A 1819-nucleotide genomic window follows, 5' to 3' on the forward strand; every position below is an offset into this window, starting at 1 on the left:
GCGGCTATCAATTTATCCCTACAGCGAGTGATACAGACAACGACACCTTAACGTTTAGTATCAGTAACAAACCAAGTTGGTTAAGCTTTAACAGCGCAACGGGCGAATTAAGCGGCACCCCGCTGAATGAGCAAGTAGGCAGTTACAGCAATATAATTATCAGTGTGAGTGATGGCACGCAAACGCAAAGCTTAGCGCCATTTAGCATTACGGTAATCAATACCAATGATGCACCAAGTATCAGTGGGGTACCCGCAACGCAAGTGAACGAGGATGAAGCGTATAGCTTTACACCAAGCGCACAAGACATGGACGGTGATACGCTGAGCTTTAGCATCACGAACAAGCCAAGTTGGGCAAACTTCGATGCAGCGACAGGTCAGCTTAGTGGCACCCCGACAAATGATGATGTAGGCACGCAAGCAGGCATTGTGATCAGCGTCAGTGATGGCAGTATAAGCACTGCGTTACCAGCCTTTAACTTGGAAGTTATTAATATCAATGACGCCCCAGTTCTATCGGGCACACCGAGTACAACCGTAGCAGAAGACAGTGCGTATTTATTCACGCCAACAATCAGTGATGTTGATAACAGTGTGTTTGTGTTCTCTATCAGTAATAAGCCAAGCTGGCTCAATTTTGATGTTAATACTGGCACGCTCAGCGGTACGCCAGCAGATGAACATGTCGGTATACAGCAAGGGATCGTAATAAGTGCATCAGATGGAACTGCGAGCGTAAGCTTACCGGCCTTTGCAATTGAAGTGACAAACACCAACGATGCACCGGTAGGACAAAATGCAACATTCACATTGAATGAAGCACAAACGCTGACGGTGACAAGTGCCAATGGATTGTTAAATAACGCCACTGATGACGACACCGATAGTGGAGATAGTTTATCTTTGGTCATTGTAAGTGAGCCGCAATTTGGTGAACTCTCAGCGCAAGCGGACGGTAGCTTTAGTTATGCTCATAATGGTGGGGAGGATGTCAGCGACAGCTTTACTTATCAAATCAAAGATAGTTCAGGTGAGTTATCACCTTTATACACCGCAACCCTGACAATCAATGCAATAGCAGATGCACCAGTAGCACAAGATGATACCGCGCAGACCAATGAAGACACTGGTGTAACATTTAGTCTGACCAATAACGACACAGACGCCGAAGGCGATATGGTCGTTGCATCTGCTGCCGTGTTAGTGGCGCCTACAAAAGGTAATGTGACCATTGCCAATGGGGTTGCGACATATACACCTGCGCTAAACGAAACAGGCACTGATAGCTTTACGTATACAGTTAAAGACGCGGCAGGAAATACATCAAATACCGCAACAGTGACCATCGATATTACCCCTGTCAATGATGCACCGGTTGCGGCTACGATAGTAATTAGTACGCAAGAAGATACGGCATCTGACGCGACAGCACTCAAAGCACAAGCAACCGATGTTGAAGATACAATACCAACAGGCGCAATTACCGTGGTTCGCTCGCCAAGTAAAGGGCAAGTGGTTATTGATGAAACCGCAGGGACTTTTGTATACACACCAAATAGTAATGAAGTAGGCCAAGACACCTTCACGTACACCATTGCAGACAGTGATGGTTTAGTATCAAACACCGCAACAGTCACCGTTAACATAGGTGCAGTGAATGACCGCCCGGTTGTTGCGAATGATGCGGTGACTACCGATGAAGACACAGTAACAAGTGTGGCCATTTTAGCGAATGATTCAGACGTTGAAGACCAAGGATTTAACGGCGCGAATGTATTGTTAGAAGATAAAGGCGATGGCGTCGGTGAATACAGCTT

General features: G+C 46.3%; 1 protein-coding gene. It reads left to right on the forward strand.

What is annotated here, in order from left to right; all coding sequences use genetic code 11:
* Positions 1-1819 (forward strand): tandem-95 repeat protein (locus tag ADS77_RS21040; RefSeq protein WP_152960656.1); only part of this gene is annotated, 1819 nt, incomplete at both ends.

It is taken from the genome of Pseudoalteromonas porphyrae, assembly GCF_001298125.1.
Taxonomy (GTDB): domain Bacteria; phylum Pseudomonadota; class Gammaproteobacteria; order Enterobacterales; family Alteromonadaceae; genus Pseudoalteromonas; species Pseudoalteromonas neustonica.